Origin of the sequence: Streptomyces sp. NPDC058701 (assembly GCF_042715295.1) — a bacterium.
Classification (GTDB): domain Bacteria; phylum Actinomycetota; class Actinomycetes; order Streptomycetales; family Streptomycetaceae; genus Streptomyces.
Window position 1 is genome coordinate 25,612 of record NZ_JBHXSY010000002.1, and the last position, 15,631, is coordinate 41,242.

A 15,631-nucleotide genomic window follows, 5' to 3' on the forward strand; every position below is an offset into this window, starting at 1 on the left:
GCCCGCACCAGCGTCCGCATCCGCTTCCGGACGGACCAGCCACAGACATGGACGGAGAGCACGCGTGACGCGCAGCGTGTACGTGACCGGTATCGAGCGGGGGGACGGCCGTCAGGTCGTCGAGCTGGGGATCATGGAGCTGCTGACCCGGCAGACGGGCCGGGTGGGCGTCTACCGCCCCCTGCTCCACGACAGCCCCGACCGGCTCTTCGACCTGCTCAAGGCCCGGTACCGGATCGAGCAGGACGCCTCGACGGCCTACGGCATGGAGTACCAGCAGGCCTCGGCCATCCTGGCCGAGAAGGGCACCGACGAGCTGGTCTCGCAGCTGGTGGACCGCTACCACCGGGTGGCCCGGGACTACGAGGTCATGCTGGTCCTCGGCACCGACTACGCCGACACGAACCTGCCCGACGAGCTCGCCCTGAACGCCCGCCTCGCCAACGAGCTGGGCGCGGTCGTCGTCCCCGTCGTGGGCGGGACCAAGCACGCCGCCGAGGCCGTCCGCGCCGAGGCGCGCAACGCCTACCGCGCGTACGAGTCGCTGGGCTGCCACGTCGTCGCGATGATCGTCAACCGGGTGGCCGCCGCGGACCGCGAGCCGATCGCCGAGCGGCTGGCCGCCCGCCTCCCGGTCCCCTGCTACGTGCTGCCGGACGACAAGTCGCTGTCGGCGCCGACCGTCGCCCAGATCACCCGGGCGCTCGGCGGCGAGGTGCTCCTCGGCGACGAGGCGGGGCTGGCCCGCGACGCGCTGGACTTCGTGTTCGGCGGCGCCATGCTGCCGAACTTCCTGAACGCCCTGACGCCCGGCTGCCTGGTCGTCACCCCCGGAGACCGCTCCGACCTGGTCATCGGCGCCCTGGCCGCCCACACCTCGGGCACCCCGCCGATCGCCGGCGTCCTGCTGACCCTGAACGAGCGTCCGGGCAAGGACATCCTGACCCTGGCCTCCAAGCTGGCCCCGGGCACCCCGGTCGTCTCGGTCGCCGGGAACAGCTTCCCGACCGCGGCCGAGCTGTTCTCGCTGCAGAGCCGGCTGAACTCGGCGACCCCGCGCAAGCTGGAGACGGCGCTCGGCCTCTTCGAGCGGCACGTGGACACCTCCGAGCTGCGCGACCTGCTCTCGGTGGCCCGCTCGGAGCGCGTCACACCGATGATGTTCGAGCACGAGCTGCTGGAGCGGGCCCGCTCCGAGCGTCGCCGCGTGGTCCTCCCCGAGGGGGCCGAGGAGCGCGTCCTGCGCGCCGCGGACGTGGTGCTGCGCCGGGGGGTGTGCGACCTGACCCTGCTGGGCGAGGAGCCGGCGATCCTGAAGAAGGCCGCCGACCTCGGCATCGACATCTCGGCCGCGCAGCTCATCGACCCGGCGAAGTCCCCTCTGCGGGAACGGTTCGCCGCGTACTACGCCCGGGCTCGCGCCCACAAGGGCATGACCGTCGAGCTCGCCCACGACGTGGTCACCGACGTGAACTACTTCGGCACCCTGATGGTGCAGGAGGGCCTGGCCGACGGCATGGTGTCCGGGTCGGTGCACTCCACCGCCGCGACCATCCGCCCGGCCTTCGAGATCATCAAGACCAAGCCGGAGGCGTCCATCGTCTCCTCGGTGTTCTTCATGTGCCTGGCCGACCGCGTCCTCGTCTACGGGGACTGCGCGGTCAACCCGGACCCCGACGCCGAGCAGCTCGCCGACATCGCCGTCCAGTCGGCGGCCACCGCCGCGGCCTTCGGCGTCGAGCCGCGGATCGCGATGCTCTCGTACTCGACCGGCACCTCGGGCTCGGGCGCGGACGTCGACAAGGTCCGCAAGGCCACCGAGCTCGTCCGGGCGCAGCGCCCGGACCTGTTGATCGAGGGTCCGATCCAGTACGACGCGGCCGTGGAGCCCTCGGTCGCCGCGACCAAGCTGCCCGGGTCGGAGGTGGCCGGGCGCGCGACCGTGCTGATCTTCCCCGACCTCAACACGGGCAACAACACGTACAAGGCCGTGCAGCGCTCGGCGGGCGCCGTCGCGGTCGGCCCGGTGCTCCAGGGTCTGCGCAAGCCGGTCAACGACCTCTCGCGCGGCGCCCTCGTACAGGACATCGTCACCACCGTGGCCATCACCGCCATCCAGGCGCAGGGCGCACCGGCGCCCGTCGTCTGACCTCCCCCCCCGTCCGCGACAAGGAAAGACCCCACCGTGACCGCATCGCGCGTACTCGTCCTCAACTCCGGCTCCTCGTCGGTCAAGTACCAGCTCCTCGACATGGCGGACCGGTCCCGCCTCGCCGTCGGCCTGGTGGAGCGGATCGGGGAGGAGACCTCGCGCCTCGTCCACGAACCGCTGACCGGTCCGGGCGCCGCCGGCGGCAAGCGCGAGCAGCTCGGACCGATCGCCGACCACGGGGCGGCGCTGCGGGCCGTGGCGGCGGAGCTGGCGGCCGACGGGCTGGGGCTGGACTCTCCGGAACTGGCCGCCGTGGGCCACCGGGTGGTGCACGGCGGTACGAAGTTCACCCGGCCGACCGTGATCGACGACGCGGTGCTGGCGGAGATCCGCAGCCTGATCCCGCTGGCCCCGCTGCACAACCCGGCGAACGTGACGGGCATCGAGGTGGCGCGGGAGCTGCGCGCGGACCTCCCGCAGGTGGCCGTGTTCGACACGGCCTTCCACGCGACGATCCCGGAGTACGCGGCCCGGTACGCGATCGACGCCGCGACCGCCGACAAGTACGCCATCCGGCGGTACGGCTTCCACGGCACGTCGCACGCGTACGTCTCGCGGGCGACGGCCGGGCTGCTCGGCAAGGCGCCGGAGGAGGTCAACGTGATCGTGCTGCACCTGGGCAACGGCGCGTCCGCGTCGGCGGTGCGCGGCGGGGTCTGCGTGGAGACCTCGATGGGCCTGACCCCGCTGGAGGGCCTGGTCATGGGAACGCGCTCCGGCGACCTGGATCCGGCGGTCGTCTTCCACCTGGCGCGGGTGGGCGGCCTCTCGGTGGATGAGATCGATTCGCTCCTGAACAAGAAGAGCGGTCTGCTGGGCATGTGCGGCGACAACGACATGCGCGAGGTGCTGCGGCGGGCGGGCGAGGGCGACGAGGCCGCGGCCCTGGCCTTCGCCGCGTACGTGCACCGGCTGAAGAAGTACATCGGGGCCTATGCGGCGGTGCTCGGCCGGGTGGACGCGGTGGCCTTCACGGCCGGGGTCGGCGAGAACGCCCACCAGGTCCGCGAAGCTGCGGTGGACGGCCTGGCGGAGCTGGGCCTCGCGCTGGACCTGGGGGCCAATGCCGCGCGCTCCCCGGAGCCGCGGCTGGTCTCGGCGGAGTACGCCCGGGTGGCCGTGGCCGTGGTTCCGACGGATGAGGAACTGGAGATCGCCACCCAGGCGTACGCGCTGGTTACTCAGTAGTCACTTTGGACTTTCCGCCAGACGGAATATTCCGCTGCGAAACAAACCGATAGGATCCGCTTCATGCGCCGTTCCAAAATCGTCTGCACGCTGGGCCCCGCCGTCGACTCGTATGACCAGCTGAAGCTGCTCATCGAGGCAGGTATGAACGTGGCCCGATTCAACTTCAGCCACGGTTCCCAGGCAGAGCACCAGGAGCGGTACGACCGCGTCCGGAAGGTGTCCGAGGACACCGGCCGCGCCGTGGGCGTCCTCGCCGACCTCCAGGGCCCGAAGATCCGCCTGGAGACCTTCGCCGAGGGGCCCGTCGAGCTGGTGCGCGGTGACGAGTTCACCATCACCACCGAGGACGTCCCGGGCGACAAGTCCATCTGCGGCACGACCTACAAGGGCCTGCCGGGCGACGTCTCCAAGGGCGACCAGATCCTGATCAACGACGGCAACGTCGAGCTCCGGGTGACCGAGGTCGACGGCTCGCGCGTCAAGACCATCGTCATCGAGGGCGGTGTCATCTCGGACCACAAGGGCATCAACCTGCCGGGTGCCGCCGTCAACGTCCCCGCACTGTCGGAGAAGGACGTCGACGACCTCCGCTTCGCCCTGCGGATGGGCTGCGACATGGTCGCCCTGTCCTTCGTCCGCGACGCCGACGACGTCAAGGACGTCCACAAGGTGATGGACGAGGTCGGCCGCCGGGTCCCCGTCATCGCCAAGGTCGAGAAGCCGCAGGCCGTCGCGAACATGGAGGCCGTCGTCGACGCCTTCGACGCGGTGATGGTGGCCCGTGGCGACCTGGCCGTCGAGTACCCGCTCGAAAAGGTCCCGATGGTCCAGAAGCGGCTCATCGAGATGTGCCGCCGCAACGCCAAGCCGGTGATCGTCGCGACCCAGATGATGGAGTCGATGATCACCAACTCCCGCCCGACGCGCGCGGAGGCGTCCGACGTCGCCAACGCGATCCTCGACGGCGCGGACGCGGTCATGCTGTCCGCCGAGTCCTCCGTGGGCGCGTACCCGATCGAGACCGTCAAGACGATGTCGAAGATCGTCACGGCGGCCGAGGAGGAGCTCCTCTCCAAGGGCCTGCAGCCGCTGGTCCCGGGCAAGAAGCCCCGTACGCAGGGCGGCGCCGTCGCCCGTGCCGCGTGCGAGATCGCGGACTTCCTCGACGCGAAGTCGCTGGTCGCCTTCACGCAGTCCGGTGACACCGCCCGCCGGCTCTCGCGCTACCGCGCGTCCCAGCCGATCCTGGCCTTCACCACCGACCAGGGCACCCGCAACCAGCTCACGCTGAGCTGGGGCGTCGAGTCGTACGTCGTCCCGCACGTGGACAACACCGACGCGATGGTCGACCTCGTCGACGCGGAGCTGCTGAAGCTCAACCGCCACAACCAGGGCGACACCATGATCATCACGGCTGGCTCGCCCCCCGGCGTCCCGGGCACCACCAACATGGTCCGGGTCCACCACCTGGGCGGCGCCGCGAGCGCCTGACCCGGCCCGCACCTGCCTGACTCTGCCGCACAGAGGCCGAGGGCGGCACCCCGTTCCGACTGGGGTGCCGCCCTCGGCGTGTTCTACCTACCGGCGAGTAGTTCGGCTCAAAACGATCGCTTCTGGCTCGATCGGCACTACCGACGGTAACGCGATCATGTAACTCTCGGAGTGCCCTGGGGGAGGGCGAACGGGGGTGTGCGCCTGACCGCGCACGCACATGGGGGAACACCACACCTGCACCGTCGCGCCGTACGCGCGGTGAGTTCCGCACGCCTTCCTTCGGGCTGACCACCACGCTCCGAAGACAGGCAAGTACGTGCAACGAACCAACCTTTTGCGAGGGGGCCGGCGCGCCAGACGCGACGCCCTGCGCCGCGGTCTGGCAGGCACCGCCCTGCTCACCGCGTCCGCGGTCCTCGTGGGTCTGATCCAGGCCGCCCCGGCCGGCGCGGTCGACGTCCCGCCGGACACCGATCCGCCGTACCGGCCCATCAGCCTGGGCGAGCAGGCCCGTCTCGACCGGTGCTCGGGTGGTTTCGCCCTGCACATCGGCGGGCCGGAGATGAAGAAGACGGCGGCGAAGGCCCTGACGGGCCCGCCCGCCGACCTCGCCTCGGCGACCGACATCACGACCGGCATGGACCCGCTCCACCAGGCACGGGTCAAGGACCGCGACTCCTACGAGGGCTCGCCCGTCGCATCCGCGGACCGGCGTTAGCGGTGGGAGGCGAGCAACCACCCGTACTGGATCTCGGGAACCGGAGCGGGCCTCTCCCAGTACGCCCCGCAGTTCGACAAGGACGTCATCGCCTTCACCCTGGGCCCCCAGCGGGACCTCTACAACCAGCTCGGCTCGGACGGCCACGCCGTTCCCTCCAAGGTTGCCCTGGACAAGGCGAAGGCTCTCGCCGCCGAGCTCAACGGCCAGGACGCCAACAACGACTTCGTCACCAACTCGACACTGCGGTATGCGGAGAGCAGCAACTACCGCTCCCCGACGGCGAGCGACATCGCCCGCTTCCTGCGGCTCGGCGGCTCGGCGGCTCGGCGGCTACATGAAGGCGGCGCCCGCCGAGGACTCGGTCGAGTTCCGCCTTGAGGTCGAGGTGATGAAGGTCGCCTGGGGCGCGTGCGACAGCCGCAACCCCGACGACTTCTACCGGGTCATGACTCCGATCGTCGTCACGGCGCACATGGAGTGGGAGCAGGAGTACGCCGCCCAGGCCAAGCCGCGCACCGACATCGTCAACGCCGAGGTCGCCGCGGCCGCCGAGGCCCGCAAGGCCACCGAGGCGATGATCGAATCGCTGGGGCAGGCCTGGCTCGCCGATCAGATCCTGACCTGGCAGAAGTACTGGGCCGCCAAGCCCGCCAACGCCTCGGGTCGTCCCGCGGCCGCCGTGTCCCCAAGGCCAACACCGACCTCGCGTCCGCGCGCATCAGGCGGCCGACCAGGCGAAGATCTCCTCCACCGCCTCGATCGCGGCCAAGTCCGCCTCGGACAAGGCCGGGGCCGCGCAGACCAGTGCGTGGACCATCGCGGACGGCGCGAAGACCCCCGGGGCCGCGGTCTGCTGTTCGCACAGCAGTCCGTCCAGGTCGCCAAGGCCTCCGCCGCCGCGACCGAGGCCGCCGCGAAGGCGGCGCTGACCGCGTCGAACGCCGCCAAGGCCACCGTCGCCGACAGCAAGACCCTCTACGCGCTGGCGCAGACCCAGTCGCACGCCCTGAACACCGGGTTCCGCCGGGTGGCCGCCCAGGAGGCCGCCGCACAGGCCAAGGCGGCCGCGGCTTCGGCCGCCGTCCAGGCGAAGGAGGCCGCGGACAACGCCACCAAGGCCAAGGCCGCGCAGACCAAGGCCGAGACCGCGCAGGAGATCGCGCGTCAGGCCGCGGGAACGGCCAAGGCCGAGCGCGCGAAGGCCGAGAAGGAGAAGGCCACCGCGGCGTCGGAGCGCCAGAAGGCCGCTGCCGAACGCGTCAAGGCCCAGGCGGCCGAGCAACGCGCGGCGAACGAGCGGGAGACGGCAGGGCACGCGCGTACCGCCGCACAGGGGGGTCCGTGGCGACGGCCTGGGAGGAGGTGCAGAAGGCGGAACCGAAGCCATCCTGATGGCCGAGTGCGGCCAGACCTGCGTCGACGAGTACCGCGCCGCCCAGGCCGCCGTCGGGGCGAGCATCATCGACTGGATCAAGGCCAACGGTGCCGACATCCTCATCGCCATGCTCGGCCTGGACAACATCAAGGCCTGCTTCGCCACCCGTGACATCGAGAGCTGCCTGTGGGCCTTGTTCGACGTCGCGAGCGCGCTGATTCCGGCCAAGAAGATCGTCGATGTCATCGAGGCCATCTACAAGGTGGTCAGCCGCGTCGCGAAGTTCTTCGACGCGGCGGAGGCGGGGGCACGCGCCCTCAAGCGGCTCAACGGCATCGTCGAGAAGGCGCGCAAGAACGGCGGCAAGCTGCCGTCCTTCTGCCCGATTCCCGGCAAGTCCAAGTCCGCAGCCTCCTTCGCCGCGTTCTCCGCGACCCCGGGGACCGGCTCCTCCCGTGCCCTCTCGGCTGCGGCCGACCCGGTGAAGCCCCCCTGCCTCACCAAGGTCGGGTTCAACCCGAAGACCTGGAAAGCGCACTGGACATCCAAGAAGCCGATGATGGAAAAGCTCCTCGGCAAGAAGTACCCGAAGTGGAAGGACGACGAGGGCGCCGAGCTGCTCAACGACTGGTTCGAGATGATCCGTGACGGCCGGTTCGAGTTCAAGGGCATCGCGACGATCAAGAAGGACCACGACCCCGGCCTGATCTTCCGTTACAACGGCCATACCCTGGTCCTCCAGATGGACGGCACCTTCTGGACCTTCCTGCAGGACGGCGGCGGTATGAACCCGAATGACTTCCAGTGGCTGTCGGGAGGGATGTGAACGACGACATGGGGACCGACGCGGCACGGGTCTACGAGAACCTCTTCGCCCCCCTGCGAGGGGACAGCGTCTGGGACGTACAGATCCCGGGGTACCTCGACCGGGAAGGCAGGGTTCCACGGTTCGAGCCGCTGGGGCGCACCGTTTACCTGGCGTTGGACAGCGGAGGCTACCTGCGGATGGGGCCCTCCGGGGACCTGGGACATTTGTCCCTGCGGCTGGTCGGCGAGGTCGAGTTCCCGGACGAGCTGCGGGACGAGGACGCCGACGAGTTCTCCCTGTCCTCCTGCCGCGGGCACTTCCTCGGTGACGACGCGGTTCCCCAGCGGATCGTCACGATCCGTTACGCCCTCAACAGCGAGTCCGACCCGGCGCTGGCCACCGTGCGGTGCGCCGAGTTCGAGTTCCACAACAAGGAGCGGCTCTTCATTGACCCCAGTTATCCCTGGGGCGTCCGGCTCCAAGGCGCGGGTGCCTACGAGCGCTGGCTCCGCGAGGTGCGAGAGCGCCCCGAGTCCGCGGGACCGGTCCGCGAGTACGTCTGGACCGCGTAACCCGCGGTGAACGACGAAGCTCCCGGCAGCGGATGCTGCCGGGAGCTTCGTCGTGCGTGCAGACTACTCCGGCGGGCCGATGTAGTTCTTGAGGCCCGGGACGGTGAGGGTGCCGCCGAACTGGCCGGCCTGGACGACCTTGACGTCCGTGAAGAACGCGAACGGGACGTTCAGGGGCGGCGGACTGTTCGGGGTGAACTCGATCGGGATCAGCCCGAACAGGTTCCCCTTGAGGCTCTCGGTGTACATCGTCACCGTGCCGCCGCGGATCTTGGACGTGGAGCCGGGACGGGACTTCAGGTGCGCGACGTTCCCCTCCTTGCCCACCGTCTGATACAGGTCCTTGATGTCCAGCGAGTCCGCGGTGAACTTCAGGACCTTCTTGATCTTGCCGCTCCCCGTCTTCACCTCGACGATGCCGTGGTAGTCCAGGCCGTAGAGGGTCAGCAGGGAACTGTCGAGGTACCAGGGCTGGTCGGGCAGGAGCGGGATGCCCGGCTCCAGCTTGGCGTCGGCCAGGGCCTTGGCGTCGAGGGTCGGACAGGGGAAGGGTTTCTTCCCGTTCGCGTCCTTGCTCGCCGAGGCCGAGGGAGAAGGGGACGGCGAGGTCTTGTCCTCGTCCTCGTCCTCGTCCTTCTTCTCCTTCTCCGCCTCGTCCTTGGCGGCCTTGTCCTTGTCGGTCGCCTTGTCGGTCGCCCTGCCCGTCTCGTCCTTCGGCTTCGCCGTGGTGTCCTTGACGTCCTGGGGCAGCTCCTCGACCTTCGCGCCGGCCGTCTTCGCCGCCTCGCGGATCGCGTCGGCCGACGGGTCGGGGGTGGGCGCCGTGGACGTGGAGGGCGCCGGGGTGTCCGGCTTCTGCGCGTCCTTGAGGGGCCTGCCGAGCTCGTCGAAGAACTCCTTGACCTTGTCGCCGACGCCCAGCGGGTCGAGCGGGTTCGGGGTCTTGGAGGCGGACGGCGAGGCACTCGCGCCCGTGGACGGGGTGGCCGCCGGGGAGCTCTGCCTTGCGGCCTTCGACTCCTCGGCCGGCTTGGACTCCGGCTTCGGTGCCGAGGGCGTGGTACCGGGCTTGGGCGCCACGCTCGCACCGGGCGACGGGGTCGCGGTGGGCGAAGTGCTCGCGCTCGGTGAAGGCGACTTCGACGGGCTCGGGGAAGCCGACTCCGCGGGTTCGTCGGACTGTGTCACGCACGGTCCGGGCGCGAAGGGGATGTCCTTCTCGTCGGCCAGGGCCAGCTTCGGCGCCATGCCCATCCCGACGAAGACGGCGGTCGGCATGGCCGCCAGGGCCATCGTCTTGCCGACGGGTATCTGGAACTTGGTCAGCAGCGACTTCCTGGGCGCCGCGTGCCGCGGGCCCTTTACTTCACGGGACTCCGCGTTCGGGGCCACACCCCGGCGCGTCTCGTCACCCCGCACTGTTCCTCCCGCCATCGGCGTGGGCAGTCGTCTCTGTCGCGTACGTCGTTTCGGTGCCCCGGGGGCCGGGAACGGCCAGGTACGGACCGTCCGCGAGTGCGTCGCCCTTGTCCGTGACCGGCGCTACCTCGGCAGGCTCGTCCGCCTCGGCCGGCTTGCCTGGCGCCCAGGAGAGCGCGAGGGCACCGCCGAGCAGGGAGAAGAGGAAGCCGATGAAGAAGCCGCCGAGGTTGGAGACCGGCAGCGACACCAGGGCCAGCAGGATCGAGGCGATCCCGGCGAAGACCCGCATGTTCTGCTGGAACCAGAGGGTGATGCCGAGCGTCATCAGCAGGACGCCGATGATCAGCGAGCCCGCGCCGGCGGTGGTCGCCATGGCGAGCGTGACATTGCCCAACCGGAGGTCCGCGTAAGGGAAGTACGCGATCGGGAAGCCCCCGAAGACGATGAGGAGTCCGGCCCAGAAGGGACGGTTACCCCTCCAGTCACGGAAGCGGTGGCGCACCACGGTGAGCCAGTGCTCGTCTGAGGAGCGAACCGGGGCCTCGGCGTTCATGGACAACAGCTCCCTGGAAACGGTGGTACGGAAAACTGTGTGGTGACCGGGAGGGCCGGCGACGGCAGCTGCCCGCCCGCCCGGTCACGCACCGGGGCCCGACTACTTGACCTCGGAGTCCTCGTAGCACGGCTTGTCGCCGCTGAGCAGGCGCAGCTTGAGGTCCGGCAGCGTGAAGGTGCCCGCCGTCGTTGCCCAGGCCTTCTGCTTCACTTTGGTCAGCTTCGCGGTCTTGGCACGCTGCGAGAACAGCGCACCGTCCGCCACCGTGCCGGGCTTCGGCTTGGTGGTGTGGCTGCCGTCACCGACCGCGACACCGATGTCGAGGTCCGTGAACTCGGCGTCCGCGTCCAGCTCGGCGACGTCGAGGTAGATGTTCTTGGCGACGGCCGGCTCGCCCTTGTTGCCCGTCCGCAGCTGCAACGTGATGTTGCCGAGCGGGGTGGGCGTCACCAGGGACTGGCACATGTTGGTGATCTTGGCCTGGCTGAAGCCGGAGATGGTGACCGGGTGACCGGTCTCCTTGCCGGGCTGGCCCAGCACGGCACCCTTCGAGATGCTGCCGTACTGGATCAGGTCCTCGCCGACGAGTGAGTCGGCCGAAACCTTGAAGTCCTGGCCCGAGACGCTGAAGGACGCCGCGAGGGCACCCTGCGCCAGACCCACACCGACCGCGGCCGTGGCCGCGATGCTCGGCACCATGACGAGCGCGAAACGCTTCCATCTGGTACGAACCTGAGAACTCATGTCGTTCCTCCTTCTCGGACGTACATCTCCGGTCCGGGCCGTGCCCGTCCTGGGATGGGAGAAGTGCTACGTCCTCGGGAAGGAGCGCAGGCGGCCGGGCTGCGGCAGAGCCGTGTCCGGAACACCGGCGATCACCCCCGAGCGACAACCACTGGGCCACGCGTTCGCGCAACCTGGAGGACAGGCCCTGCCGTACGGCAGGGACCCCCCTGTCCCACGGACGGTGCCACTGCCACCGACCGGCTCGGTGGGGACCCTCCACCGCGGCTCCGGATGAGCGGCTCTGCGGGAAGGACCGAGCGTCGCCGATCGTGGTCCATTCCCGGCCGGGGCACAAGGGGGTTCGTTACTGGCGGGTAACGGCCAGATAACCGGGGGTCCACCCGGCGCCGCCGGGCGGCAACACAGGGTGTCACCAAGGGCCACGACAGAACGGGGGAAATGTGAATACACCGGACAGTTCACGGTGTTCGACTTACTACGAGTAACAGCGGCCGTGATTACCAAGTTTTGGCAAAGCGCGGCCGCTGTTTATCTCCATGACAACAAATCGCCGGTGGACCTCAGGCATCCGGAGGCCCTTCGCGCCCCGCCCCGGAGCAGGCACCGGGGCAGGCCGCGGAGCCCGGTTAGAAGAGCACCCGCGCCAGCGCCGTACGGGCCGCGGAGACCCGGGGGTCGTCGGCGCCGATGACCTCGAACAGCTCCAGCAGCCGCACCCGTACGGCGTCCCGGTCCTCACCGAACGTCACGCGCACGGTGTCCACCAGCCGCCCGAAGGCGTCCTCGACGTGCCCGCCGACCAGGTCGAGGTCGGCCGCGGCGATCTGCGCCGCCGGGTCGCGCGGGTTCGCGGCGGCCGCGGCGCGCACCGCCTGCGGGTTCATGTCCTGGACGCGCACGAGCAGTTCGGCCTGGGCCAGGCCCAGCTTGGCCTCGCTGTTGCCGGGGTCGTCGGAGAGCACGTTCTTGTACGCCTGCACCGCGCCGCCCAGGTCGCCCGCGTCGAGCGCGACGACGGCCGCCTCCAGCAGGGCGTCGTACGGGCCGGCCGGGATCCCCGCCTCGGCGGGCTCCGGGGCGGCGCCCTCGGCGGCGGGATCGACCTCGACGCCGATGATCCCGAAGCGCTCCTCGGCGACCTGGACCAGCTGGGCGAGGGTCTCGCGGATCTGCTGCTCGGGGGCCGCGCCCTGGAACAGCGGCAGTGCCTGGCCGGCGACGACGGCGAAGACGGCCGGAATGCCCTGGATGCCGAACTGCTGCATCAGCGTCTGGTTGGCGTCGACGTCGACCTTGGCGAGCACGAGGCGGCCGTTGGCCTCGACGGTCAGCCGCTCCAGGAGCGGGCTGAGCTGCTTGCACGGCTCGCACCACTCGGCCCAGAAGTCCAGGACGACCGGGACCTCGGCGGAGAGCTGGATGACATCGCGTTCGAAACCGGCCTCGTCTACGTCGATGACGAGCGCGGACGGCGGCAGGGCGCCGGCGGACGGACCGGCGCCACCGCCCTGGGCGCTCTGCCGGGCCGCTTCGGCGCGGGCCTGCTCGGCCTTGGCCTTGGCCTCGCCGGCCGCCTTCACCGCGGCGAGGTCGACGACGCCGCTCATGGACATGTTTCTGGGCTGCATGCGTACATCCTCCCCCGAGTGCGCGCGCCGACGAAAAGGATCGCGTGAATTCGCCGATCCTCGCGATACCGTGCGGGTGGCGCCGGGTCCCCACCTGGCGCCGGTAGCTCTTCGCGTGGTTGCCGCTCTTACGCTACGACCCGTAGCGTAACTCCTCCCGGCCCCCCGGTCCGCGTGATCTGAACCACACCGCGAGGGCACCGGGCGTCCTGGCTACTGACGGGTATGGTCTCGGCCATGCGCAACCCCGGCCCCGGCCCCGACACCACCACCGGCGCGACGCACGGCCGCACGGGCCGCCCCCGCAGCGCCGCCGCCGACACCGCGATCCTCGCGGCGACCCGGGACGCGCTGGTCGAACTCGGCTGGTCGAAGCTGACCATGAGCGACGTCTCGGTCCGGGCCAAAGTCGCCAAGACCACCCTGTACCGGCGCTGGGCGGGCAAGAACGAACTGGTCGTGGACGCGGTCGCGGAGCTCTTCGACGCGCTCGAACTGCCCGACCGGGGATCGCTGGAAGCCGACATCGAGTACGTGGTCCTGCAGTTCGCGGAGCTGCTGCGGCGCCCGGAGGCCCGTACGGCGCTGATGGCGGTGGTCGCCGAGTCCACCCGCGACGAGGCCCTGCGCGACCGGATCCGGTCGGCGATCGTGGACCGGCAGAAACGTCTCGTCGTGCTGGGACGCGAGCGGGCCCAGGCCCGCGGCGAACTCCCCTACGAGGAGGACGAGGCCCTCACCGGCCGCACCACGGACCTGATCTTCGACGTGATCGCCGGCACGGTGGTGCACCGGGCGCTGGTGAGCTCCGAGCCGGTGGACGAGTGCTGGGTGGCCACCTTCACCGCCCTGCTGATGCACGGCCTCCTCGGCCCCTCCTAGACCGTGTCTTTCGGATCAGGGTGGATCGGCCCGGGGTGTCCGGTGCCGTGCATCGCAAGGCCGAGGAGGGAGCCGACGTGGTGTGTCGGCGACCGACGAGAACGCCGCGAGGCGCGGTGCCGGACACCCCGGGCCCGCCATGATCCGAAAGACACGGCCTAGGCCTGACCTGGTTCCGCCGCGCACGCCACCGCGCACGCCGGCCCCCGCACGGAAACGCGAACGGCCGGTCGCGGCGCCCCCGGCGGGGACCGCGACCGGCCGTGGTGCGCGGCCCGGAGGGGGCCGGCCCCGTCAGAAGCCGGGCGGCTCGGTGTAGGTGCCCCACTCCTCGCGCAGCACGTTGCAGATCTCGCCGAGGGTGGCCTCGGCCCGCACGGCGTCCAGCATGGCCGGGATCATGTTCGACCCGTCACGGGCCGCCGCCAGCATGGCGTCCAGCGCCGACGTCACCTTCGCGTCGTCGCGCCGCGCCTTGCGCGCGGCCAGCTCGCGCACCTGGACGGTCTCCACCTCGTGGCTGACCCGGAGGATCTCCAGGTCGCCGGTGACCGAGCCGTGGTGGACGTTGACGCCGACGACCCGCTTGTCGCCCTTCTCCAGCGACCGCTGGAACTGGAAGGCCGACTCGGCGATCTCGCCGGTGAACCAGCCGTCCTCGATGCCGCGCAGGATGCCCGAGGTGATCGGTCCGATCGGGTGCTGCCCGTCCGGGTGGGCGCGCAGCCCCCGCTCCTTGATCTGGTCGAAGATCTTCTCGGCGTCGGCCTCGATGCGGTCGGTGAGCTGTTCGACGTACCAGGAACCGCCCAGCGGGTCCGCCACGTTGGCGACGCCGGTCTCCTCCATCAGCACCTGCTGCGTGCGCAGGGCGATCTCGGCGGCCTGCTCGCTGGGCAGCGCGAGGGTCTCGTCGAGGGCGTTGGTGTGCAGGGAGTTGGTGCCGCCGAGGATGGCCGAGAGGGCCTCCACGGCGGTGCGCACGACGTTGTTGTAGGGCTGCTGCGCGGTGAGCGAGACGCCGGCGGTCTGCGTGTGGAAGCGCAGCCACATCGACTTGTCGCTCTTGGCGCCGTAGACCTCCTTCATCCAGCGGGCCCAGATGCGGCGGGCGGCGCGGAACTTGGCGATCTCCTCGAAGAAGTCGAGGTGCGCGTCGAAGAAGAAGGACAGGCCGGGCGCGAAGTGGTCCACGTCCATGCCGCGGGAGAGACCCAGCTCCACGTATCCGAAGCCGTCGGCGAGGGTGTACGCCAGCTCCTGCGCGGCCGTGGCCCCGGCCTCGCGGATGTGGTAGCCGGAGACGGACAGCGGCTTGTAGGCGGGGATGCCCTTGGTGCAGTACTCCATCAGGTCGCCGATGAGGCGCAGGTGCGGCTCGGGTTCGAAGAGCCACTCCTTCTGGGCGATGTACTCCTTGAAGATGTCGGTCTGCAGCGTGCCGTTGAGGAGGGCGGGGTCCACGCCCTGCCGTTCGGCGGCGACCAGGTACATGCAGAAGGCGGGGACGGCGGGGCCGGAGATCGTCATGGAGGTCGTGACGTCGCCGAGCGGGATGTCCTTGAACAGGACCTCCATGTCGGAGGCGGAGTCGATGGCGACCCCGCAGTGCCCGACCTCGCCGAGTGCGCGGGGGTCGTCGGAGTCCCGTCCCATGAGGGTGGGCATGTCGAAGGCGACGGAGAGCCCGCCGCCGCCCGCGGCCAGGATCATCTTGTAGCGCTCGTTGGTCTGCTCGGCGTTCCCGAACCCGGCGAACTGCCGGATGGTCCAGGTCCGCCCCCGGTAGCCGGTGGCGTGCAGACCGCGGGTGTACGGGTACTCACCCGGCCACCCGATGCGCTCGAATCCCTCGTACGCGTCGCCGGGCCGCGGCCCGTAGACCGGATCGACCTCATCGCCGGAGAGCGTGGTGAAATCGGCGTCGCGCTTGCGGGCCTTGTCATAACGGGCCTGCCAGCGGCGGCGGCCCTCCTCGATGGCGTCAGCGTCCATGACTCCAATTTACTAGGACGTCCTAGTA

The 15,631-nt window shown here is 70.3% G+C and carries 13 protein-coding genes; 8 read left to right on the forward strand and 5 right to left on the reverse strand.

Features of this window, described 5'->3' with window-relative positions; all coding sequences use genetic code 11:
- Nucleotides 1-64: 64 nt before the first annotated feature.
- From pta to ACFWW8_RS01930, 7 genes are all read left to right on the forward strand, one after another.
- The gene (pta, locus tag ACFWW8_RS01900; protein ID WP_386522291.1) at nt 65-2,149 is read left to right on the forward strand and encodes a phosphate acetyltransferase; all 2,085 of its coding nucleotides are present in this window, start codon (nt 65-67) and stop codon (nt 2,147-2,149) included.
- 36 nt (nt 2,150-2,185) lie between these two features.
- Complete coding sequence (locus tag ACFWW8_RS01905; protein WP_386522294.1) at nt 2,186-3,400, forward strand: acetate kinase; 1,215 nt, start codon at nt 2,186-2,188, stop codon at nt 3,398-3,400.
- A 63-nt stretch (nt 3,401-3,463) separates the two neighbouring features.
- Nucleotides 3,464-4,894 (forward strand): pyruvate kinase, encoded by a 1,431-nt coding sequence (gene pyk / locus ACFWW8_RS01910; protein WP_386522296.1) that lies wholly within the window; start codon nt 3,464-3,466, stop codon nt 4,892-4,894.
- Nucleotides 4,895-5,213: 319 nt separating this feature from the next.
- Nucleotides 5,214-5,615, forward strand: coding sequence for a hypothetical protein (locus ACFWW8_RS01915; protein ID WP_386522299.1), 402 nt, complete (start codon nt 5,214-5,216; stop codon nt 5,613-5,615).
- Between the two features lie 337 nt (nt 5,616-5,952).
- Nucleotides 5,953-7,164 (forward strand): hypothetical protein, encoded by a 1,212-nt coding sequence (locus tag ACFWW8_RS01920; protein ID WP_386522302.1) that lies wholly within the window; start codon nt 5,953-5,955, stop codon nt 7,162-7,164.
- On the forward strand, nt 7,121-7,819 hold the full coding sequence (locus ACFWW8_RS01925; protein ID WP_386522304.1) for a hypothetical protein: 699 nt from the start codon (nt 7,121-7,123) through the stop codon (nt 7,817-7,819). Before ACFWW8_RS01920 ends, ACFWW8_RS01925 begins: the two co-directional genes overlap by 44 nt.
- Nucleotides 7,816-8,373 carry a hypothetical protein gene (locus ACFWW8_RS01930; protein ID WP_386522307.1) on the forward strand — a complete coding sequence of 186 codons (558 nt, stop codon included), beginning with the start codon at nt 7,816-7,818 and terminating at the stop codon, nt 8,371-8,373. The genes ACFWW8_RS01925 and ACFWW8_RS01930 overlap by 4 nt, the downstream gene beginning before the upstream one ends.
- Nucleotides 8,374-8,436: 63 nt before the next feature.
- Here the strand turns inward: ACFWW8_RS01930 and ACFWW8_RS01935 are convergent, their stop codons facing one another.
- The 4 genes from ACFWW8_RS01935 to ACFWW8_RS01950 form a co-directional block, all read right to left on the reverse strand.
- Nucleotides 8,437-9,792, reverse strand: a complete 1,356-nt coding sequence (locus ACFWW8_RS01935) for a hypothetical protein (protein WP_386522309.1) — start codon at nt 9,790-9,792, stop codon at nt 8,437-8,439.
- Nucleotides 9,782-10,348: a DUF6114 domain-containing protein gene (locus tag ACFWW8_RS01940; RefSeq protein WP_386522311.1), complete on the reverse strand. Its 567-nt coding sequence runs from the start codon at nt 10,346-10,348 to the stop codon at nt 9,782-9,784. Before ACFWW8_RS01940 ends, ACFWW8_RS01935 begins: the two co-directional genes overlap by 11 nt.
- 102 nt (nt 10,349-10,450) lie before the next feature.
- Nucleotides 10,451-11,095 (reverse strand): DUF6230 family protein, encoded by a 645-nt coding sequence (locus ACFWW8_RS01945; protein WP_386522313.1) that lies wholly within the window; start codon nt 11,093-11,095, stop codon nt 10,451-10,453.
- Between the two features lie 629 nt (nt 11,096-11,724).
- Nucleotides 11,725-12,726 (reverse strand): tetratricopeptide repeat protein, encoded by a 1,002-nt coding sequence (locus ACFWW8_RS01950; RefSeq protein WP_386522315.1) that lies wholly within the window; start codon nt 12,724-12,726, stop codon nt 11,725-11,727.
- Between the two features lie 237 nt (nt 12,727-12,963).
- On the opposite strand from ACFWW8_RS01950, the gene ACFWW8_RS01955 reads away from it, so the two are divergent.
- Nucleotides 12,964-13,608, forward strand: a complete 645-nt coding sequence (locus tag ACFWW8_RS01955) for a TetR/AcrR family transcriptional regulator (RefSeq protein ID WP_386522318.1) — start codon at nt 12,964-12,966, stop codon at nt 13,606-13,608.
- A 294-nt stretch (nt 13,609-13,902) separates the two neighbouring features.
- Here the strand turns inward: ACFWW8_RS01955 and ACFWW8_RS01960 are convergent, their stop codons facing one another.
- Nucleotides 13,903-15,603 (reverse strand): methylmalonyl-CoA mutase, encoded by a 1,701-nt coding sequence (locus ACFWW8_RS01960; RefSeq protein WP_386522321.1) that lies wholly within the window; start codon nt 15,601-15,603, stop codon nt 13,903-13,905.
- Nucleotides 15,604-15,631: the final 28 nt, after the last annotated feature.